Annotated in this window: 22 protein-coding genes; 12 read left to right on the forward strand and 10 right to left on the reverse strand. The window is 53.4% G+C overall.

What is annotated here, in order from left to right; translation table 11 throughout:
* Window positions 1-77 precede the first annotated feature (77 nt).
* From AC0XWG_RS11485 to AC0XWG_RS11500, 4 genes are all read right to left on the reverse strand, one after another.
* Window positions 78-1,166 carry an ABC transporter substrate-binding protein gene (locus tag AC0XWG_RS11485; RefSeq protein WP_475680597.1) on the reverse strand — a complete coding sequence of 363 codons (1,089 nt, stop codon included), beginning with the start codon at window positions 1,164-1,166 and terminating at the stop codon, window positions 78-80.
* A 168-nt stretch (window positions 1,167-1,334) separates the two neighbouring features.
* Window positions 1,335-2,027 (reverse strand): response regulator, encoded by a 693-nt coding sequence (locus AC0XWG_RS11490; protein WP_475680777.1) that lies wholly within the window; start codon window positions 2,025-2,027, stop codon window positions 1,335-1,337.
* 33 nt (window positions 2,028-2,060) lie between these two features.
* The gene (locus AC0XWG_RS11495) at window positions 2,061-3,029 is read right to left on the reverse strand and encodes an IS5 family transposase (RefSeq protein WP_000654811.1); all 969 of its coding nucleotides are present in this window, start codon (window positions 3,027-3,029) and stop codon (window positions 2,061-2,063) included.
* A gap of 49 nt (window positions 3,030-3,078) precedes the next feature.
* Window positions 3,079-4,719 (reverse strand): ATP-binding protein, encoded by a 1,641-nt coding sequence (locus AC0XWG_RS11500; RefSeq protein WP_475680598.1) that lies wholly within the window; start codon window positions 4,717-4,719, stop codon window positions 3,079-3,081.
* Window positions 4,720-4,897: 178 nt separating this feature from the next.
* On the opposite strand from AC0XWG_RS11500, the gene yjdI reads away from it, so the two are divergent.
* Together yjdI and AC0XWG_RS11510 are read left to right on the forward strand one after the other, a co-directional pair.
* Window positions 4,898-5,128 (forward strand): 4Fe-4S mono-cluster protein YjdI, encoded by a 231-nt coding sequence (gene yjdI, locus AC0XWG_RS11505; RefSeq protein ID WP_008499689.1) that lies wholly within the window; start codon window positions 4,898-4,900, stop codon window positions 5,126-5,128.
* Window positions 5,129-5,138: 10 nt separating this feature from the next.
* Window positions 5,139-5,411 carry a GNAT family N-acetyltransferase gene (locus tag AC0XWG_RS11510; RefSeq protein ID WP_028016938.1) on the forward strand — a complete coding sequence of 91 codons (273 nt, stop codon included), beginning with the start codon at window positions 5,139-5,141 and terminating at the stop codon, window positions 5,409-5,411.
* Between the two features lie 26 nt (window positions 5,412-5,437).
* Here AC0XWG_RS11510 and AC0XWG_RS11515 read toward each other — a convergent pair whose 3' ends face one another.
* Window positions 5,438-6,049: a LysE family translocator gene (locus tag AC0XWG_RS11515; RefSeq protein WP_128347297.1), complete on the reverse strand. Its 612-nt coding sequence runs from the start codon at window positions 6,047-6,049 to the stop codon at window positions 5,438-5,440.
* 115 nt (window positions 6,050-6,164) lie between these two features.
* On the opposite strand from AC0XWG_RS11515, the gene AC0XWG_RS11520 reads away from it, so the two are divergent.
* The gene (locus AC0XWG_RS11520) at window positions 6,165-6,635 is read left to right on the forward strand and encodes an Lrp/AsnC family transcriptional regulator (protein WP_028016936.1); all 471 of its coding nucleotides are present in this window, start codon (window positions 6,165-6,167) and stop codon (window positions 6,633-6,635) included.
* A 36-nt stretch (window positions 6,636-6,671) separates the two neighbouring features.
* On the opposite strand, the gene AC0XWG_RS11525 is transcribed toward AC0XWG_RS11520, so the two are convergent.
* Both AC0XWG_RS11525 and AC0XWG_RS11530 read right to left on the reverse strand, forming a co-directional pair.
* Window positions 6,672-7,901 carry an amino acid permease gene (locus AC0XWG_RS11525; RefSeq protein WP_028016935.1) on the reverse strand — a complete coding sequence of 410 codons (1,230 nt, stop codon included), beginning with the start codon at window positions 7,899-7,901 and terminating at the stop codon, window positions 6,672-6,674.
* Window positions 7,902-8,020: 119 nt separating this feature from the next.
* Entirely contained in the window at window positions 8,021-8,482 is a 462-nt protein-coding gene (locus tag AC0XWG_RS11530) for a multidrug/biocide efflux PACE transporter (protein WP_049006161.1), read from the reverse strand.
* Between the two features lie 105 nt (window positions 8,483-8,587).
* Between AC0XWG_RS11530 and AC0XWG_RS11535 the strand changes: the two genes are divergently transcribed.
* The 7 genes from AC0XWG_RS11535 to AC0XWG_RS11565 all read left to right on the forward strand — a co-directional run bounded on the left by AC0XWG_RS11535 (window position 8,588) and on the right by AC0XWG_RS11565 (window position 16,471).
* Window positions 8,588-9,454, forward strand: a complete 867-nt coding sequence (locus tag AC0XWG_RS11535) for a LysR family transcriptional regulator (protein WP_049006162.1) — start codon at window positions 8,588-8,590, stop codon at window positions 9,452-9,454.
* A gap of 93 nt (window positions 9,455-9,547) precedes the next feature.
* Window positions 9,548-10,726, forward strand: a complete 1,179-nt coding sequence (locus AC0XWG_RS11540) for an acetyl-CoA C-acetyltransferase (protein WP_028016932.1) — start codon at window positions 9,548-9,550, stop codon at window positions 10,724-10,726.
* 236 nt (window positions 10,727-10,962) lie between these two features.
* Entirely contained in the window at window positions 10,963-11,799 is an 837-nt protein-coding gene (gene kduI / locus AC0XWG_RS11545) for a 5-dehydro-4-deoxy-D-glucuronate isomerase (protein WP_128347298.1), read from the forward strand.
* 63 nt (window positions 11,800-11,862) lie between these two features.
* Complete coding sequence (kduD, locus tag AC0XWG_RS11550; RefSeq protein WP_028016930.1) at window positions 11,863-12,624, forward strand: 2-dehydro-3-deoxy-D-gluconate 5-dehydrogenase KduD; 762 nt, start codon at window positions 11,863-11,865, stop codon at window positions 12,622-12,624.
* Between the two features lie 312 nt (window positions 12,625-12,936).
* Entirely contained in the window at window positions 12,937-14,352 is a 1,416-nt protein-coding gene (gene araE, locus AC0XWG_RS11555) for an arabinose-proton symporter AraE (protein WP_108090399.1), read from the forward strand.
* 212 nt (window positions 14,353-14,564) lie between these two features.
* Complete coding sequence (gene wzz(fepE), locus AC0XWG_RS11560; RefSeq protein WP_128347299.1) at window positions 14,565-15,689, forward strand: LPS O-antigen length regulator Wzz(fepE); 1,125 nt, start codon at window positions 14,565-14,567, stop codon at window positions 15,687-15,689.
* A gap of 89 nt (window positions 15,690-15,778) precedes the next feature.
* A complete protein-coding gene (locus tag AC0XWG_RS11565) occupies window positions 15,779-16,471 on the forward strand; it encodes an aspartate/glutamate racemase (RefSeq protein WP_028016927.1) in 693 nt (230 codons plus the stop codon).
* A 27-nt stretch (window positions 16,472-16,498) separates the two neighbouring features.
* Here AC0XWG_RS11565 and AC0XWG_RS11570 read toward each other — a convergent pair whose 3' ends face one another.
* Window positions 16,499-16,897 (reverse strand): winged helix-turn-helix transcriptional regulator, encoded by a 399-nt coding sequence (locus AC0XWG_RS11570; protein WP_080282775.1) that lies wholly within the window; start codon window positions 16,895-16,897, stop codon window positions 16,499-16,501.
* Between the two features lie 189 nt (window positions 16,898-17,086).
* On the opposite strand from AC0XWG_RS11570, the gene AC0XWG_RS11575 reads away from it, so the two are divergent.
* Window positions 17,087-17,635: a flavodoxin family protein gene (locus AC0XWG_RS11575; protein WP_028016925.1), complete on the forward strand. Its 549-nt coding sequence runs from the start codon at window positions 17,087-17,089 to the stop codon at window positions 17,633-17,635.
* 20 nt (window positions 17,636-17,655) lie between these two features.
* On the opposite strand, the gene AC0XWG_RS11580 is transcribed toward AC0XWG_RS11575, so the two are convergent.
* Window positions 17,656-18,588 (reverse strand): LysR family transcriptional regulator, encoded by a 933-nt coding sequence (locus tag AC0XWG_RS11580; RefSeq protein WP_128347300.1) that lies wholly within the window; start codon window positions 18,586-18,588, stop codon window positions 17,656-17,658.
* Window positions 18,589-18,710: 122 nt separating this feature from the next.
* Between AC0XWG_RS11580 and lysA the strand changes: the two genes are divergently transcribed.
* A complete protein-coding gene (gene lysA, locus AC0XWG_RS11585; protein WP_128347301.1) occupies window positions 18,711-19,973 on the forward strand; it encodes a diaminopimelate decarboxylase in 1,263 nt (420 codons plus the stop codon).
* Here lysA and AC0XWG_RS11590 read toward each other — a convergent pair.
* The gene (locus AC0XWG_RS11590) at window positions 19,943-20,980 is read right to left on the reverse strand and encodes a LacI family DNA-binding transcriptional regulator (protein ID WP_049006174.1); all 1,038 of its coding nucleotides are present in this window, start codon (window positions 20,978-20,980) and stop codon (window positions 19,943-19,945) included. The genes lysA and AC0XWG_RS11590 overlap by 31 nt on opposite strands.
* Between the last annotated feature and the right edge of the window lie 47 nt (window positions 20,981-21,027).

A 21,027-nucleotide genomic window follows, 5' to 3' on the forward strand; every position in this document is an offset into this window, starting at 1 on the left:
GTATCCCTGGTGTTGCAGCCCAGAAAAACGAACTCAGTCGATAAGGGAGCGCGGCGGCCTGCGCCGCGCTCAGACGCTTATTTGCCGGCGGCGGTACGCCACTCTTTGATGTACTCCAGGCGTTTTTTCGGCTGCAGGTATTCCAGAAGCGTTTCATCAACCGGGATCGGCTTCAGCGCGTTGCCGAGGATTTTGGTCAGGCCGTCGATATCATTTTTCCCTTCGATATCGTTACGAATGGACGGAATGTCAGCCTGGTTTGCCAGAATGTTTTGCCCTTGTTCAGACAGCACATAGTCCAGCCACAGTTTTGCCGCATTGCTGTTTTGCGATTGCTGGCTGATGAACGACACGCGCGACAGCACCAGGGTGTAATCTTTTGGATAGGAAATGCCGAGCGACGGATCGTTCTTCGCACGTGCTTCCGCATAAGATCCGAGGATATTAAAGCCGATCAGGTTTTCACCGGAGGAGACGCGCTCCATCATGGTACCGGTAGAGGACTGTACCGATAAACCACCTTTGGCAACGTCTGCCAGGGTTTTGAAGTAATTAGGGTCGGCATTGTGATCCTGGACTGAAAGCATAAAGCCCAGACCCGATTTTTCGATGTCGTAGGTGGTGACTTTGCCCTTGAATTTGTCCGTCTGGCTGGCAATCAGCTTCGCCAGCGCGGTGTGAGAGTCCGGCACGTCGCCGGGCGGGATCAGACGCTTGTTGTAGATAAAGACCACCGGCTCATAGGTGGTACCGTATGCCTTATCTTTCCAGACCGCCCATTTCGGCAGCTGGCTTTGCTCCGGAGATTTGTACTCCATGGCGTAGTCGGTGGCGAGCTTCAGACCGGTGTCCATGGATGAGCTCCAGACCACGTCGCCGCTCACACCACCTGAGGCCTGTTCGCTGATGAAACGGTTGTACAGCTCGGTGCTGTTCATATCGTTGTATTCAACTTTGATGCCCGGGTAGGTTTTTTCGAAGCCCTGGATCAGCGGCCCGGCAGCTTTGATGTCGGTGGTGGAGTAGATAACAACCTTGCCCTCTTTCGTTGCGGCATCAACAACTTTTTGATACTCAGCAGGATAGCCCTGCGGCAGGGCAGACAGTGCAGAAGCAGAGAACAGTACAGTAGCGGTAAGCAGAGAAATTCGGAACGTGTTCGACATTATAGTTAACCTTTTAGTTACATTTGAGGAACTAATTGTCAACATAGCGCAGTGGGCTCCACCCACAATAGGGTGAAGCGGGCAATGATTCCGAAGTGTGATTGTTGCCGTCGTTTCAGCAATTAACACCATAAAATCCGCGAACGTTAGCCTGTGAACGGTTTCGGATTACGGTTGATCGGCGGCTTTGCGGTACAACCTTCGCGGATGACCAATATTGCCATACAGCATTTCGATGCTGATTAACCCGCTCTCCACGCAGTATTCAAGATAGCGACGCCCCGTGGTTTTACTGATCCCGACGTTCTCCACTACCTCTTCCACCGACATCGCCCTGTCGGGATTGTCGGCGAAAAATTGTTTCATCCGTTCCAGCGTTTGGGGCTCAATCCCTTTCGTTGACGGTGTAACGGACGATTCCGCGGCAGGCAGGTTAAACAGGCGATCCAGCGCATGCTGGTCGACCACCTTCACCTGCTGCACGGTATGGATGAAGCGCATAAACCGCTCAAGAGAGGCGTGCAGACGCTGGAAAAAGACGGGCTTAATCAGATAGTCGAACGCACCGCTGCGCATGGCATGGCTGCAGGTTTGCATATCGCTGGCGGCGGTGATAAAGATCACCGAGCATTCGTAGCTTTTTAGCAGTGGGTTGTCGATTAACTCCACGCCTTTACCGTCCGGAAGATAGTTATCCAGCAAAATTAGCCGCGGCTGATGCTGACGAATCAGGCTACAGGCCTGCTCAATGGACGCGGCGATGCCCACCACGCGCAAAAGGAAATTTTGCTCGATATACTCGCGATGCAGCTCCGCCAGGTGCGGTTCATCTTCAACTAGGCTTTGTTGAATAAATAAGATTTCGTGCGAACGACCCTGTAGCTGGCTGGATTTTCAGGCAATACGCACGCTTTCTGGCATCCCAGCCTTTGTCATCCTGTTCAACGCACGCACCATGGCCATAGCTTCCGCTACCTGACCATCGTAGTCACGCAGCGTCAGTGAATCTCCCAACAACTGCTTCATTCTGTACATTGCCGTTTCCGCTATCGAGCGACGGTTATATTCCGTTGTCCATTTCCACCGTGCATTGCTTCCGCTCAGCCGCTGATTAGCAACGGCACGGTTGCGGTCTGCGTACTCACCGGGCCAGTAACCTGCTCCTTTTCGGGGAGGAATAAGCGCGCTGATTTTTTTGCGGCGCAGTTCATCGTGACAGAGCCGGGTATCGTAAGCCCCGTCTGCCGCGGCTGCCCTGATTTTTCTGTGAGTCTGCCGGATAAGGCCCGGGAAGGCTTCTGAGTCCGTGACGTTATTCAGCGACAGGTCTGCACAGACAACTTCATGTGTGTTGCTGTCAACAGCAAGATGCAACTTTCGCCAGATACGACGGCGCTCTTTGCCGTGCTTTCTGACTTTCCATTCGCCTTCACCAAAGACCTTCAGCCCGGTGGAATCAATCACCAGGTGTGCGATTTCACCCCGGGTGGACGTTTTGAAACTGACATTAACCGACTTTGCCCGCTTACTGACACTGGTGTAATCCGGGCAGCGCAACGGAACGTTCATCAGGGCAAAAATGGAATCAATAAAACCCTGCGCAGCCCGCAGGGTCAGCCGGAATACGCGTTTAATCACCAGAACGGTGGTGATGGCGAGATCAGAATAGCGCTGGGGCCTTCCTCGTGATGAAGGCGTTGCCGACTCATACCAGGCCTGAATCGCCTCATCATCCAGCCAGAAAGTGAGGGAGCCACGGTTGATGAGAGCTTTGTTGTAGGTGGACCAGTTGGTGATTCTGAACTTTTGCTTTGCCACGGAATGGTCTGTGTTGTCGGGAGGATGCGTGATCTGATCCTTCAACTCAGCAAAAGTTCGATTTATTCAACAAAGCCCTTCAACTATCACAACATCAAGTGGTCGGGTCATGCTGTTGCCCATTCGGAATAAACACAGAAAAAATAGTGCCCTGTGGCGTGTTGTCGGCAATCTCAATACTGCCGCCAGCCTTATCGATATATCCTGCCACCAGAAACAGACCAATACCGTGCTCGGTGCCGACAATGTCGTTCTCACTGTCTGGTTTACTGCTGAACCCCTGGCGGAAGATATGCGGTTTCATCGTATCATCCACCCCACAGCCACGGTCAGCCACCTCTATCAATAACTCCTGATTGCGGTCAGAAATGTAGAGCTCAACAGGTGCAGGCACCGGCGCTTTCAGGGTTGCATCCACGGCGTTATCCAGCAGATTACCAATAATGGACATCAGCTCCGTTTCATTGAGGGTGGCTGGCATGCGGGTGAGCTGACAGGCGGGATCAAACAGCAGTTCAATGCCTTTTTCGCGTGCGCTGACATATTTTCCTAACAGCAGCCCACACAACGCCGGAGAAACAAAACGGGCAGAGACAAAGTCCAGCACGCGCTGCGCCCCTTCTGACTGCACCTGGATGTAACGGATTGCCTCATCATAGTGTTTCATTTGCAGCAACCCCACCAGCGTGGCGGTCCAGTTCAGCTGTTCGTGGCGCATAATGCGCAGGTTATCCGCATAGCGTTTGATCTGACTGAGCTGGCTGCTAAGCGTGTTAATGTCGTTTTTGTCGCGAAAGCTATATACCCAACCACTCTCGACACCCGGTTCAACCTCGATCGCCACGCGGTTAACGATCACCTCTCGCTGATTAAGCACCGCAATCTGGTCGTGGTTGCCGCTGCTCACCGAAGCGTAGCGCTGAGACAGGAATCCCGGGGAGGTTTGCAGAACATCTTCCAGCGGTTTGCCGATAAGGTCTTTCTCACTTTGCCGAATATCCAGCATCTCTCGTGCCGCACGGTTAATGAGAATCAACTGCTTCTCTTTATTAATGGCGAATATCCCTTCATACATGGCTTCCAGCAACGCTCTTTGCTGCAAAACCAGTTGAGCAATATCCTTTGGTTCAAGCCGGAACATCTGCTTTTTAAGATTGCGGGTAAACAGCCAGGAGAAAATAAACAGCAGCAGCAGAAGACCTGCACCGTACAACCCGGATTGCCAGAGAATGCGGGCATTAATATTGGCGATATATGAGGTCAGATAGCCGACGGAGACAATGCCAATCACCTGGTGCTGCGCGTTAAAGATGGGGGCTTTGCTGCGCAGTGAAACCCCGATTCCGCCCCGGCGCACGGAAATAATGGTTTTGCCTTTTAACACCTCGGCATTATCCCCACCGATCATCGGTAAATTAATCCGCTCCGGGGATTCAGAATGATAAAGGTGCTGTTCCTGGGGATCGCCAATCACAATATAGCTGGCATCGCTTTCGGCACGCAGCGGCTGAATTAACCGGGCAATGCCGGGGATATCTCTGGCCGCAACCATTGCCGCCAGACCCGGCATCAGCGCGATCTGACTGGCCTGAACCCTGGCGCGCTGGCCAAGATCGTGATGGAGCTGTCTGTCAATAAAATGAAACAGGATCGTTCCCAGCAGAACTAACAGCAGGCAGGAGAAGCACACCAGCGCTAAAAAAAGCTTTACCTGAAAAGAGAGTCTGCGTTTCATTCAACCTGCGGTAACCATTTAAAAGTGAGAGATTTGCGGAGCCTGACATGCACATCAGGGGCGCGCAATCCGGCATGAAAAGAGTTGTGACCTGGATTTTCGTTTTCGGTGTAATAGCCATCGGGATCGCGTAAGGCTATGCTTCATTTCATACCAGAATAATTACAGAGGCAATGTCATGGATAAAGAACTACTGGATGCAGGTTACCGGGCCTATACCGGCGAGAAAATTGATGTTTACTTCAATACCGGGATCTGTAAACACTCAGGTAACTGCGTACGCGGAAGCGCTAAGCTGTTTAACCTGAAACGTAAACCGTGGATCATTCCCGATGAAGTGGACGTTGAAACGGTTGTACGTGTGATTGATACCTGCCCGAGCGGTGCGTTGAAGTATCGCCAAAAATAAGCGAGGAACCATGGATATTCTGGAAGGCCATAACAAGTTTTACGTGAACGATGCTCACGGAAATCAGGTCGCGGAGATTGTTTTCGTACCGACCGGCGAGCACCTGAGCATTATTGAGCACACCGACGTCGATCCGAGCCTGAAAGGGCAGGGCGTTGGCAAACAGCTGGTGGCGAAAGTGGTGGAGAAGATGCGCGGTGAGAACCGTAAAATTATTCCGCTGTGCCCGTTTGCTAAACATGAGTTTGATAATACGCGGGAATATGACGATATTCGGGCGTAAGTAACACCGGCGATGGCCGGTGTTTTTTATCTTACCTGCTCAAACAGCAATACCATCGCTATCAGCACCATCAACCCTCCCGATGCTCTGCTCACCAGACGCGCCGCCTGTGGCCGGGTCGCCAGCACGGCTTTCGAGCCATACCCCACCAGCAGGTAGACCAGCGTACAGGTGATAAGATGCATCATCCCAAGCGCAGACATCTGCATCGCTATCGACCAACTTCCGGTTGGGTCTGTAAATTGCGGAAGCAGGGCCAGGAACAGCAAAAAAACTTTCGGGTTTAGGCCGCTAATACAGAGTCCTTTCACCGCCCACTGTGTCCAGTTTCCCGTATGGCGGGTGTCCTTTTCCGGTGCGGCTGGGTGACGCAATAACGTTATGCCAAGCCACAGGAGATACAGGGCTCCCGCCACGGTCAGCCCGGCTAACGCCAGTGGATGTTGAGCAATTAAAACGCCCACGCCCGCAACCACTATCATCGTAGCCAGCAGATGACCGGACATCAGCCCCATCACAGCCGGGACCACGCGTCGACCGTTAATCCCGGCGCTAATGGCATAGGCCCAGTCCGCCCCCGGCGTCATGATAAGCAGAAAAGAAACCACCCAAAAGCCGGCCACAATACTCATTTCCATCGTCCTGAAGCCCCCCGCAGTGCGTCAAACGTTGAGAAAAAGAATATCGCTAACCCTGCGAAATAGGCTTTCAATGTTATGCTCATAACACGGTAAAACTGAGAAAATCTTCCACATGGATAGCATTGATAGAAAAATTCTTGCGGAGCTGCAATCTGACGGTCGTTTATCACTTACGGAGCTGGCAGAGCGGGTGAATCTGAGCCTCTCGCCGTGCCATCGTCGCGTGCGGGCGCTGGAGCAAAGCGGAGCCATAACGGGATACCGCGCCAGCCTCGATCCCGCCAAAATGGGATTTAACTTCCTGGCGATAGTATTTGCGACGCTTAAAGAGGGTGACAGAAAAGCGGTTAGCGCCTTTGAAGATGCGGTGGAAGAGATACCGCAAATCGTGCTGGCACAGCGTTTATTTGGCGATCCCGATTATTTGATGCACGTTGTGACGCGTGACCTGTCTGCATTTCAAAAACTCTATGACGAGAAACTCTCAGCGATGCCGGGCGTGCAGCATCTTCGCTCGACGCTTGTCATGAAAACGGTCGTGCAGGACAGGCCTTTTCCGCTGGATACGACAGGACGAGACTGAATGGCGTGCCCGGCAGTGCGCCGGGCACGAAAGGGATTAGCCGACAAACATCACCGACACGCACAGCACGCCGACGATCAGCGTCAGCAGGTTGCCAATGGAACGGTACTGTTTCAGGGACGGGATCAGATACGTCGACAGCGTCGGCATGATAAACAGGATCATGGCGATAAGCGGACCGCTGATGGCATAAATCATCGAAATGGCATTCGGGTTAATGCAGCAGACCGCAAAGGTGATTAACGACACCCCGATAATGGAAACTGCACGGTTAAAGGCGCGGCTCTTTTTCACGCCCACCTGATTCAGCGACGACTTCACGATCTCCGTCGCCCCTTCAATTACGCCAAAATAGGTGCCGAGGAACGATTTCGACATCGCAATAATCGCCACGATAATCCCGGAAATACCCAGCCATGCCGGAGAGGAAGGCATCATCGACAGCGCGGACAGGATCGTAACCCCTTGCTCTTTGGCGGTCACAATATAAGACGGTGGAATAGAGAGCAGGCAGCTGAAGACAAAGAACAGCACGCTCAGGCAGATAATGAGGTACGCCACCTTCATGATTTTCTTGCATTTATCCATAGCACCGTCAGCAAACTTCTCACGACGGTCAACGGCAAACGTTGAGATAATCGGGGTATGGCTGAAAGCAAAAACCATCACCGGAATCGAAATCCATACCTGATGCAGGGTATGTTGATCAAATGCCATCTGACTGGTGAGCAGCGACGGCTGCCAGCTTCCCGTCAGATACAGCGAGACAAACAGGAAATAGGCAATCAACGGAAACACCAGGAAGCCCATCACTTTTATCGTGATATGTCGTCCCATCAGGAAGATCAGATTAAGAACCAGTACCACCCCCAGGCTGACCAGTACGCGAACGGCGGTATCCACCGTCAGGTGTTTTGCCAGTTGCTCCGTGAGCGAGTTGGTGATGGCCACCGCATAAATCTGCACCACCACAAAGAAGGCGATGAAATAGAGCGTGGTGATCAGGTTGCCAATCTTCCTGCCGTAATAGTGCGATACGGCGCCGGTGATCCCTTCATTGCCTTTGGTTTTCGACGACAGGATAAATTGTGCCAGCGCTCGGTGCGGCCAGTAGGTTAACGGATAAGCCACAAGGGCGGTAATAAACAGGACGATAGCGCCTGCGGAGCCCAGCTGAATGGGCAAGAACAGCGTTCCTGCGCCCACGGCCGTGCCGTAGAGAGCGAAACTCCAGAGAGTCTCATCTTTTGACCAAATTTTCGACATTAGAGCAACGTATCAACTATCAAACCATCGGAATGGAGTGCAATTTACCATAGTTATGCGTAGAGAGCGCAGTTGCTTCGACGGAGTTTGGCCGGACCAGTCGTCCGGCCAGGGGGGAGTTAGCCTGCCAGGGCGCGTCTTTGCTGACGACGCTTAATGAATTTTTCACGTAACGTGTCATATGCCCAGTTGTAGAACATGGTGTAAGGCAGGAAGAACAGGAAGAAACCTATTTCCAGCGTGAATGCCTCTTGCAGCGTGACGCCCAGCACGGCGGCGACAATCGACAGGCCGATCACGATGAACCCGCATTCGAACCCCAGGGCATGCAGCGCACGGACTTTTGCCGTACGTTTGACGCGCTGAACTGGCCAGAAACGGTCGAAGCCGAAGTTATAAATAATGTTCCACAGCATGGCGGTGGTGGCCAGAATAATGGTTAACCCGCCCATCTCAACTACGGAACGCTGCATGAGCCACGCCGCCGTAGGGGCGAGGATCGCCGTGGCAATCCCTTCAAAACAGACAGCATGAAAGATCCGCTCCGGCAGTTTACGTTGGAGTGCATCCTGGTGTTGCATAGTCATAGACCTCGTTAATTCGCCAGTATGGGCGTTGATGGGGCCTATTTTTATCGTTAAAGCTGATATATTAAAGATGGTATCCATCGTAAAAGTAGATAGATCATGCGCTATTCCCCCGAAGCCCTTACTGCGTTTGTTGAAACCGTCGCGGCGGGTTCTTTTTCTGCTGCCGCACGCCGGTTGCGTAAAAGCCAGTCGACGATCAGCACGTCCATTGCCAATCTTGAAGCCGATCTGGGTTTCGAGCTTTTTGACCGCTCGGCGCGCCAGCCGGTGTTGACGGCTCAAGGGGAGCAGGTGCTGGGCTATGTGCAGGCCATCCTCGCCGCCAGCACGCGGCTTGATGAGCTGGCAGTATCATTAACGGCACAAACGGAGGCGCGTCTGACATTTGTCCTTTCCGATACCCTCAATCCGGATGTGCTGGAAGATCTCATGAACCAGTTTGACCGGCGCTTTCCTCATACGGAATTCGAATGCCTGATTGGCGAAGAAGAGGACGTCATCGATCTGCTGCAAAAGGAGCGAGCGCAGATTGGCCTGACGGAAGCGCGGGACAGTTATCCTACGGATATCGGCTTCACACGGCTGCCGATGCAGACCCGCATGGCAATATATGTTGCGACCACGCATCCTCTGACCGGTCAACCTGAAATTCAGGCCGACGAACTGCACGGCTGGCGAGAGTTGCGGCTCAGCACCTATCTTGAGCGCGAGGCGGCGCTCGCGCGCGGGCCCGTCTGGTCAGCGCCGAATTACCTGTTACTCTTGAGTATGGCAGTACAGGGATTTGGCTGGTGCGTGTTGCCGTGCGCACTAGTGGATGAATTTGCCGCCGCGAAATCGTTGGTACAGCTAAATGTCCCCGGCTGGCCGCGGGCGACAGGGATCGATCTGCTATGGAATAAACGATCCCCACCAGGTATTGCCGGAAGCTGGCTGCGGCAGTATCTGCAGGATGCGCGCTGATCCTTGTGATTAAACTCACTATTTTTAAACAATTAAGATAATTGCCAGTAACAATCCTCTACTATCGTCATGTCATTTAACACAGAGGTCGTGATGAAAGATGTCGTAATAGTGGGTGCGTTGCGTACAGCTATCGGCTGTTTTCAGGGAGCGCTTGCGCGTCACTCGGCGGTTGACTTGGGTAGCGTGGTAGTAAAAGCGCTGGTGGAACGTAGCGGGATCGCAGCCCATGAAATTGATGAGGTGATCCTGGGACAGGTTCTGACTGCCGGAGCCGGGCAAAACCCTGCGCGACAGGCGGCGCTGAAAGGTGGGTTGCCCAATACCGTCTCCGCAATCACCATTAACGACGTCTGTGGATCAGGACTAAAAGCGCTACATCTTGCAACGCAAGCCATTCAGTGCGGTGAAGCGGATGTGGTCATTGCGGGCGGACAAGAGAACATGAGCCGCGCGCCACACGTATTGACCGACAGCCGTACCGGCGCACAGTTAGGCAACAGCCAGTTGCTTGATAGCCTGGTGCATGACGGGCTCTGGGATGCATTCAATGATTATCATATGGGTGTGACGGCGGAAAACCTGGCGCGCGAATACGGCATCAGTCGTGAGCTGCAGGATGCTTATGCCTTAAGCTCGCAGCAAAAGGCGCGCGCGGCGATTGATTCCGGCCGTTTTCGCGATGAAATTGTCCCTGTCAGCACGCAGCGTCAGAACGGCGAGGTTGTCGTGGTGGATACCGATGAGCAGCCGCGTACCGACGCCAGCGCTGAAGGTCTGGCGAGGCTTAACCCTGCTTTTGAAATGCAGGGGTCGGTTACGGCGGGAAATGCTTCCTCCATTAATGATGGCGCAGCGGCCGTCATGATGATGAGCGAAAGCAAAGCCCTTGAGCTGGATCTCCCCGTAATGGCCCGCATCAAGGCGTTTGCCAGCGTAGGTGTTGATCCTGCGTTAATGGGGATCGCGCCAGTGTATGCTACCCGTCGCTGCCTGGATCGTGCGGGGTGGCAGCTCTCAGATGTGGATCTGATCGAAGTAAACGAAGCCTTTGCCGCGCAGGCGATCTCGGTCGGCAAAATGCTGGAGTGGGATCCCCTGCGGGTAAACGTCAACGGCGGGGCGATCGCGCTGGGACATCCTATTGGTGCGTCCGGCTGCCGGATCCTGGTATCGCTGGTCCACGAAATGAAAAAGCGGAACGCCCGTAAAGGCATTGCCACACTCTGTATAGGTGGCGGGCAGGGGGTGGCGCTGGCCATCGAACGTTAACCTCTTCTCATTCTAAAAAACCTCCTGCGGGAGGTTTTTTTATGGTGCTGTGTTTCTCAATCCCCATTTATCGTGATCCGAACGTCATTTCCGATACAAACAAAAATAAAAATGAAACGTTGTTTTAAATATAATTGAAAAGCCCACTTTATGCCGATAGTATGTGCTCATCAAGAAAACGGAACGCTGTTTCGTTTATTTTCTGCCTTCGGGCATGACCACATCTGGAGGTTATCGTGGACATCAGACAAAGCATCCACAGTGCGCACGCCAAAATGCTGGACACTCAAGGGCTGCGCAATGAGTTTTTAGTCGAGCAGGTGTTCGAGGCCGACAAGTACACCCTGGTCTACAGCCATATCGACCGCATTATTGTGGGCGGGATTATGCCCGTCACGAGCAGCGTCTCCGTGGGCGGTGAGGTCGGTAAACAGCTGGGCGTGAGCTATTTCCTCGAGCGTCGCGAGCTGGGTGTGATTAACATCGGCGGGCCGGGTACCATCACCGTAGACGGACAGTGCTATGAGATTGGCCATCGCGAGGCGCTTTACGTGGGTAAAGGGGCGAAAGATGTGATCTTCGCCAGCATCGACGGCAGCAAGCCTGCGAAGTTTTACTACAACTGCGCCCCGGCTCACTCCACTTACCCAACCAGGAAGGTCACTCCGGCAGACGTTGCCCCTGTGACGCTTGGCGACAATCTCACCAGCAACCGCCGCACCATCAATAAATACTTCGTGCCGGATGTGCTGGAGACCTGCCAGCTCAGCATGGGGCTGACCGAACTCGCGCCGGGTAACCTGTGGAACACCATGCCGTGCCACACCCACGAGCGCCGCATGGAAGTCTACTTCTATTTCAACATGGACGAGGACGCCTGCGTGTTCCACATGATGGGACAGCCGCAGGAAACGCGCCATATCGTAATGCATAACGAGCAGGCGGTGATTTCACCGAGCTGGTCCATTCACTCCGGCGTAGGGACGAAAGCCTACACCTTTATCTGGGGAATGGTGGGCGAAAACCAGGTCTTCGATGATATGGACCATATTGCGGTCAGCGATCTGCGCTAGTCGCAGGCAGTGAAGCATAAACCTGCCTGTGAGTGACAGGCGTTGAAAGAGTAAGGAATAAACATGATTCTGGATGCATTCTCTCTTCAGGGGAAAGTGGCTGTGGTTTCCGGGTGTGACACCGGACTGGGTCAGGGGATGGCGTTAGGTCTGGCGGAAGCGGGTTGCGATATTGTGGGGATTAATATTGTTGAACCGACTGAAACCATTGAACGCGTGACGGCACTGGGTCGCCGTTTCCTGAGCCTGACTGCCGATCTGCGTAAAATCGACGCCATTCCTGAACTGCTGGAACGTGCTGTCGCGGAATTCGGGCATATCGACATTCTGGTAAACAATGCCGGACTGATTCGTCGTGAAGATGCGATTAGCTTCACTGAACGCGACTGGGACGATGTGATGGATCTGAACATCAAGAGCGTGTTCTTTATGTCCCAGGCAGCGGCGAAGCACTTCATCGCACAAGGGAAAGGCGGCAAGATCATTAATATTGCCTCGATGCTCTCTTTCCAGGGCGGTATCCGCGTGCCGTCTTACACCGCGTCCAAAAGCGCTGTAATGGGCGTGACCCGCCTGCTTGCAAACGAATGGGCGAAACATAATATCAACGTCAATGCGATTGCACCGGGCTACATGGCGACCAACAACACGCAGCAGCTGCGTGCGGATGAACAGCGTAGCGCGGAAATCCTTGAGCGTATTCCTGCTGGCCGTTGGGGGCTGCCGGGCGATCTTATGGGGCCGATTGTCTTCCTGGCCTCCCCGGCATCAGATTACATCAACGGTTACACCGTGGCTGTAGACGGTGGCTGGCTGGCGCGTTAATTCCATCTGTATTAAGCACCTCTGCCCATGGGCGGAGGTTTTTTTTACGTAAAATTGGCTTAGTCCATATCGGTAAAGATGAAAAATCCATACTGAAAAATCATAAATGACGGAAATCACACTTTTATTTCTTAGATATTAATTGATTAGTAAAAATACGTGATTATTCGCCACGAGTTGAAATTGTAATGTCCATCACAGAACCGTATGCCGTAGCGGAATAATCCATAACTTCGCGATTTCCGACCTGACACTTTTCCTCGCTTTCTCGTAATTTCAGTTAACGAATTTTGCTGTTGAGGCAGGAAAAATATGACATCTATAAATGACTCTACCCTTATGCCCGCTGCGCTGCGTGATACCCGCCGCATGAATCAGTTTGTTTCCATTGCGGCCGCGGTAGCGGGCTTATTATTTGGACTGGATATCGGCGTGATTGCCGGTGCATTACCGTTTATAACCGATCACTTTACCCTGAGTAGCCGTCTGCAGGAGTGGGTGGTGAGCAGCATGATGCTCGGCGCGGCCATCGGCGCACTGTTTAATGGCTGGCTCTCGTTCCGCCTGGGGCGTAAGTACAGCCTGATGGTCGGGGCGATTCTGTTTGTTGCCGGCTCCATTGGTTCCGCGTTTGCCACGAACGTTGAAGTGTTGCTGCTTTCCCGTGTGCTGCTCGGTGTGGCGGTCGGGATTGCTTCTTATACGGCACCGCTCTACCTCTCCGAAATGGCGAGTGAAAACGTGCGTGGCAGGATGATCAGCATGTATCAACTGATGGTGACGCTGGGTATTGTTTTGGCGTTCCTGTCCGATACCTACTTCAGCTACAGCGGCAACTGGCGCGCGATGCTCGGCGTGCTGGCTTTACCGGCACTGGTGCTGATTGTACTGGTGGTTTTCCTGCCAAACAGTCCGCGCTGGCTGGCGCAAAAAGGACGTCATGTGGAGGCCGAAGAGGTGCTGCGCATGTTGCGCGATACCTCGGAAAAAGCACGGGAAGAGCTGAACGAGATCCGTGAAAGCCTGAAGCTGAAGCAGGGAGGCTGGGCGTTATTTAAGATCAACCGCAACGTGCGCCGCGCGGTGTTCCTCGGCATGTTGCTGCAGGCAATGCAGCAGTTCACCGGGATGAATATCATCATGTACTACGCGCCGCGCATATTCAAAATGGCGGGATTCACTACCACGGAACAGCAGATGATGGCCACCCTGGTGGTGGGGCTTACCTTTATGTTCGCCACTTTTATTGCGGTGTTCACCGTGGATAAAGCCGGACGCAAGCCGGCGCTGAAAATTGGTTTCAGCGTAATGGCGCTCGGTACGCTGATCCTCGGATACTGCCTGATGCAGTTTGATAACGGTACGGCCTCAAGTGGTCTTTCCTGGCTCTCTGTCGGTATGACCATGATGTGTATTGCCGGGTATGCGATGAGTGCCGCGCCTGTGGTGTGGATCTTGTGCTCCGAAATTCAGCCGCTCAAATGCCGTGACTTTGGCATCACCTGTTCCACGACCACCAACTGGGTATCGAATATGATCATCGGCGCGACATTCCTGACGCTGCTGGACGCCATTGGCGCGGCGGGAACGTTCTGGCTCTATACGGTGCTGAACGTGGCGTTTATTGGCGTCACGTTCTGGTTAATTCCAGAAACAAAAGGCGTCACGCTGGAACATATTGAACGCAAGCTGATGGCGGGAGAGAAACTGCGTAATATAGGCGTGTGATCGTATTGCCTGTTTAAGCGCTTACAACGTATGCCGGAAGGGCATAAAGGGGGCGCTTAATCACAATAATCAGGTGGTGAAATTCACTACTAATTTTGGCAGGGGACAGATAAATCAAAAGATTTCATTTTAAGATAATTCTTAAGTTGCGGTATCATCGGACCACCGCTAACGTTTGAGCAAAGATGCACTGCATCCTAAAAATATTTCATATGTCTGAGATGGATATCAAAAAAAGCACCGATCTTGATTTTCCCCATTATGCCCCCCCGGCCGTACACGCTAAAGAGATAGATCTTCTCGGCCTGGTAGCAGTTCTTGTGGCAGCGAAAAAGCGTATTGTCACCATTACCCTTGTTTTTGCACTGGTGGGGTTGGCCGTTTCATTTTTACTGCCGCAGAAGTGGACCAGTAAAGCGGTGATTACCCCGGCAGAACAATCGCAGTGGAACCCGCTGCGCCAGATGATGGTGGCATTACAGGTGCTTGATGTAGACGTGAAGATTACCCGTCCGGAAGTCTTTGACCTGTTCATTAAAAAGTTTCAGTCGCAGTCATTGCTTGAAGAGTATCTGAAATCCTCTCCTTACGTGATGTCGCAGCTTAAAGACTCCGAGGTGGATCCGCTTGAACTGCATCGGGCGATAGTCAATATCTCAGATAGAATGAAAGCGGTGAATGACGCCCAGGGAAAAGACGCGGACAAAGCGCCATTTGTCTCCTGGACATTAAGCTTCACCGCGCCGACAGCGGGTGATGCTCAATCCGTCCTGGAGGGATATATCGACTATATTACGGCTATTGTCGAGAAAGAGACGGTGCAGAATATCCGTAACCAGATCGCCCTCAAAAAGAACGTTGTTGAGCAGCAGCTGGAACTGGATCGCGTCCGCCTGACCAATATTCACAATACTAACCTGCAGCGACTGAATTATTCGCTGGAAGTGGCGAATGCAGCAGGCATCAAGAAGCCGGTCTACAGCAACGGACAGGCGGTAAAAGATGACCCGGACTACTCTGTTTCGCTCGGCGCTGACGGGATCGCACAAAAGCTGCAGATTGAAAAAAATCTGAAGGACGTGACCGAGCTGAATGCGGATTTCCAGAACCGCGAATACCACCTGGCGCAGCTGAAAAAACTATCCTTTGCCGATGTCAAACTTGAGCCATTTAGATACCAGCTTTCCCCCTCCATGCCGGTGAAAAAAGATGGCCCGGGTAAGGCATTGATTGTCGTTCTGGCGGCGCTTCTGGGGGGGCTGTTTGCCTGCGGTAGCGTTTTATTGCGCGAAGCGATGCTCACCCGTAATCCGCTGCCGGAGCTGGTGACGGAATAAACTCTGCAGGTTAACAAGGCGCTGAATACAGCGCCTTTTTTTATTGGCGTCGGTTGTGTTAAAAGAGAGACAAGAGATAAGGAGGGGTGATGAAAACAATCGGTCTGTTAGGTGGAATGAGCTGGGAATCAACAATCCCGTATTACCGCCTGATTAATGAAGGGGTAAAGCAGCGTCTGGGCGGCCTGCACTCCGCAAGCCTGCTGCTGCACAGTGTTGATTTCCATGAAATCGAGGCCTGCCAGTCGAGCGGTGAATGGGATAAAGCCGGGGAGATCCTGGCACAGGCGGCGCTGGGGCTGGAGCGTGCGGGAGCAGAGGGAATTTTGCTCTGTACGAACACCATGCATAAAGTTGCTTCCCGGATAGAAGAGCGTTGCTCGTTACCCTTCCTGCATATCGCCGATGCGACCGGGCGTAAAATTGCTGCATCCGGAATGTCGCGTGTGGCACTGCTGGGTACGCGCTATACCATGGAGCAGGATTTCTATCGCGGTCGCTTGAGTAGTGAGTTTGGGATTGAAAGCCTGATCCCGGATGAGGCTGACCGGAAACGCATCAATCAGATTATCTTTGATGAGCTTTGCCTGGGGACATTCAGTGAACCTTCCCGCGCGTATTACGTCAGCGTGATCGAGAAGCTTGCACAGAAGGGGGCAGAAGGTGTGATCTTTGGCTGTACTGAGATCGGCTTACTGGTTCCGGTAGCGCGCAGTCCAATCCCGGTGTTTGATACCACAGCGATCCATGCTGCCGATGCCGTGGAGTTTATGCTCTCCTGAGCGGGCTTGCGCCGGGAACGTCCCGGCTCAGGTCTGTGCATTGGCGGCGTCATAAGCGGATTGCGCCGCCACAATCGCATCCATATTACTTTCCACCCAGTGTGCCAGCACGGTCACTGTTTCGGTTAACGCCTGTCCCAGCGGCGTCAGACTGTACTCCACCGTCACCGGAACGGTCGCGAAAACCTCACGTGAAACCAGCCCATCGCGTTCCAGCTTGCGTAATGCCTGGGTCAGTACCTTTTTGGTGATCCGCTGAATATCACGTTGCAGCTTGTTAAAGCGCATTGGCCCGTTTTCAAGACGCGCGAGGATCAGCAGCGCCCATTTGTCGGCGATACGCGCCAGCACGTCGCGGGTAGGGCAGCGCTCATCGAACACGTTATAAGGAGGCATCTCCTCTTTCAGTACGACAGACTCAGTCATGGTGGTTCCCTCGAGGTAACCAGGTGAGGTAAAAGTGCCTTCTTACGCCCGCGAATATTTGCGTGTATAAAACGACGTAAGGTTTCTATTTGATACCAGGGAACCGAAAATGGCAACTGCTCGCAGAGCAATTTTAAAACCGTCTTAATCTTTTGACTCACAAGGCAATATTGCATCAGGAGATCTATTATGAGCGTTGTAGTTATCTATTATTCAGGCTACGGCCACACTCAACGTGTTGCTGAAACAGTTGCAGAGGGCGCGCAGGCTGAACTGATCGCCATCGACAGCAATGGTGAAATTCAGGAAAGCGACTGGCAAAAATTGAACGAGGCAAAGGCGATTATTTTTGGGGCGCCAACTTACATGGGCGGTGTGCCGTGGCAGTTTAAGAAATTTGCTGATGCCACCTCTAAAGCCTGGTTCGTTCGCAGCTGGCAGGACAAAGTATTCGCGGGCTTCAGTAACAGTGCGAGCCTGAACGGTGACAAGCAAGTTTCCCTGCAATACCTGCAAACGCTGGCATCGCAGCATGGTGGGATTTGGGTGAGTCTGGGTCTGCCGCCATCGAATACGCAGGCTGCAACGCGTCAGGATATCAACAACCTCGGTGGCTCTGTCGGGCTGCTGGTACAGTCTCCGTCAGATGCGGATGCGGGCGCGATTGCCAGCGGCGATCTGCAAACGGCAGTAAAATTCGGTGAGCGTGTTGCCGCTGTGGCTAAGCGTTTTAACTGAGTCAGAGGACGCCCGCTGACTTAGTCGGGCGTCTTTTCCAGTACCTTCTTCAGTTGTGCGGTTAGCGTGCTTAACCCACTTTGCAGATGTCCGCTGAACGCGTCTACCAGCGCAGAGGCCGGACGATGCATCGGGCGGATCAGGCTGACGGTAAAGGGGACTGAAACGCTAAACTGTCGAACCACAACTCCACTTTCCGCATAATCCAGCGCCGTGAGCGGATTAACCACCGCGACGCCCACGCCGGCACGAACCATTGCGCAAATAGATGCGGCACTGTGCGTTTCGACCACCATTCTTCGTTTCACCTGATGCTCGGTAAAGAGCGTATCCAGCAGCTGCCGGTAGCTGTCCGTCTGTGACAGGCTGATGTAGTTCTCGCCGTGGAAATCCGCAGGGGTCAGTACGCTTTTTTTGGCAAGGGGATGGCCAGCAGGCAGGACGCAGACCTCATCTAGCGCCAGTAATTCTGTGCGCTGCGTTCCCGCCGGCGTAGCGAGGGTTTCGGTTAATCCCAGGTCATGACGCTGCGCCGAAAGCCACTCTTCAAGCAGCGGTGACTCCTGCGGGACGATGGTCAGATTCACCTCGGGATAACGGGCCAGAAAAGGCTGTATCAGCATCGGCAGAAACGACTGCGAAAACACGGGCAGACAGACAATCGACAACTCGCCCTGGCGAAATTCACGTAAGCTCTCCGCCGCGCTGACAATTCGGTCCAGCCCGTACCAGGAGCGCTGAACTTCCTCGAACAGACGCAACCCTTGCACCGTTGGGTGTAACCTGCCGCGGGTGCGTTCAAACAGCTTCAACCCAAGCACCTGCTCGAAGCGTGCCAGTTCCCGGCTCACCGTCGGCTGTGAGGTATGCAGCATCTGCGCGGCTTCGGTGAGATTGCCGGTGGTCATCACAGCGTGAAAAATCTCGATATGGCGTAAGTTGACGGCGGGCATAGGGCACCTGAAAGCAGAGAAGTATCCATATCATTTTTGCATGGACTTGCGATAAAACGATATTTTTTATTCTTTTTCCGCTGTGGCGTAATCATAAAAAATGAATTTATCCGGAGAAGACCATGCCACGCCCACTCAACCAGACTGATACCGATTTGAACGCTGAAAACCTGCTGCGCTTGCCAGCCGAGTTTGGCTGCCCGGTTTGGGTCTACGACGCACAGATCGTTCGCGAGAAGATCGCCGCTCTGCATAAGTTTGACGTGGTGCGCTTTGCTCAAAAGGCATGCTCCAATATTCACATTCTGCGCCTGATGCGTGAGCAGGGCGTCAAAGTGGATTCCGTTTCACTGGGCGAAATAGAGCGTGCGCTGGTGGCCGGGTTTGATCCGAAAACCGATCCAGATGCGATCGTCTTCACTGCCGATGTGATCGATGAAGCGACGCTTGCGCGCGTACATGAATTGCAGGTACCGGTGAATGCCGGGTCTGTGGATATGCTTGAGCAGCTAGGCCAGGTTTCACCAGGTCATCGCGTCTGGTTACGCGTGAACCCGGGTTTTGGTCATGGTCATAGCCAAAAAACCAATACCGGCGGCGAAAACAGCAAACACGGTATCTGGTATGCCGATATGCCAGCCGCGCTTGACGTGTTGCAGCGTTATAACCTGAAGCTGGTCGGCATTCATATGCACATTGGCTCTGGCGTGGATTATGCGCATCTTGAGCAGGTCTGCGGGGCGATGGTGCGTCAGGTTGTCGATTTTGGTCAGGACCTGGAGGCGATCTCCGCAGGTGGCGGGCTTTCTATTCCTTACCGTGAAGGTGAAGAGGCGATCGATACCGATCACTATTACGGTCTGTGGAGCGCCGCGCGTGACCAAATCGCTGCGCATCTGGGCCACGCTGTGAAGCTGGAAATTGAGCCGGGGCGTTTCCTGGTTGCCGAAGCCGGCGTGCTGGTGGCGCAGGTTCGCAGTGTGAAAGAGATGGGCTCACGCCATTTCGTGTTGATTGATGCCGGTTTTAACGACCTGATGCGTCCGTCCATGTACGGCAGCTATCATCACATAACGGCCCTGGCTGCCGATGGACGCGATTTAACGCACGCTCCGCGCCGTGAGACGGTCGTTGCGGGGCCGCTGTGTGAATCGGGTGACGTGTTCACTCAACAGGAAGGTGGCAAAGTGGAAACACGTGCACTGCCAGAGGTCAAACCGGGCGATTATCTTGTACTGCATGATACCGGTGCCTACGGGGCTTCTATGTCATCTAACTACAATAGTCGCCCGCTGCTGCCGGAAGTGCTGTTTGATCACGGCAAGGCACGGCTGATCCGCCGTCGGCAGACCATTCAGGAACTGCTGGCACTGGAACTCATTTGATTAAAGTACGGCCCCGTGGTGACCGAATCGCGAAGTACCAGCGTGCCGGTAAACGGCGGGATCGCATCGACAGGCTGGTTTTTTGCCAGCCTGATGGCCTGATCGATAGCGGTGACAATCATATTGTCGATAGGCAGATAAACCGATGAAAGTGCAGGTTCCAGCCATTTCGCGCTTGGGGCATCGTCAAAACCGAACAGCGAAATATCCTGCGGGATCTTAAGCCCCGCCTGGTGTAACGCTTTGGATGCACCCAGCGCCATATCATCGTTACAGGCAAACAGGGCGCTAAACGACACGCCATCGGCAATGAGCTCTTTACACAGCTCGTATCCCCGCGTCATTCCCGCATCGCCATACTTTACCCGGCGTTCGTCCAGACGAATGCCGTGCTTTTCCAGCGCCTTACGGTAGCCCATCAGTCTCGCTTTCCCGGTTGGGGTATGGATCGGGACGGTGATACAGGCGATCTCCCGGTGACCCTGATTGATCAGGTAATCCACTGCCTTAAAGGCAGCATCCTGTTGTTCGAAGAACACACAGCGATCCGGCGCCTGGCTGACTTCACGGTTGATGACCACCAGCGGGGTTTGCACGGTATTCATCAGTTTGATAATCGCTTTTTCGCTCATATAGCGCGTGTACAGCACAATGGCATCACATTTGCGATCGGCCAGCATCTGCACTGCCTGTTCTTCCTGCTCTGGTGCGTCGTGTCCATCCGTGACGATCAGCTGTTTCCCGTGGGTTTCGGTCTGCCGTGATGCCTGTTGCAGAAGGCGACCAAAGTAAAAACCATCGAAGGTTGAGACGACCAGACCAATGCTGTTGCTGGTCTGGTTAGCCAGTGAACGCGCGAGAAAGTTCGGGCGGTAGCCCAGCTCTTCCATCGCAGCAAACACCTGCTGACGCGTACTCTCTTTAACCTGACCTGTGCCGTTCAGTACGCGCGATACCGTGGCCTTCGACACGCCCGCACGCAGTGAGACATCCAGCATTGTTGCCATTCTACATTCCTGCTTCCACGTAATGGTCTGCAGTTTAACACAGACCT

The organism is Enterobacter sp. DVT3837 (assembly GCF_056238685.1).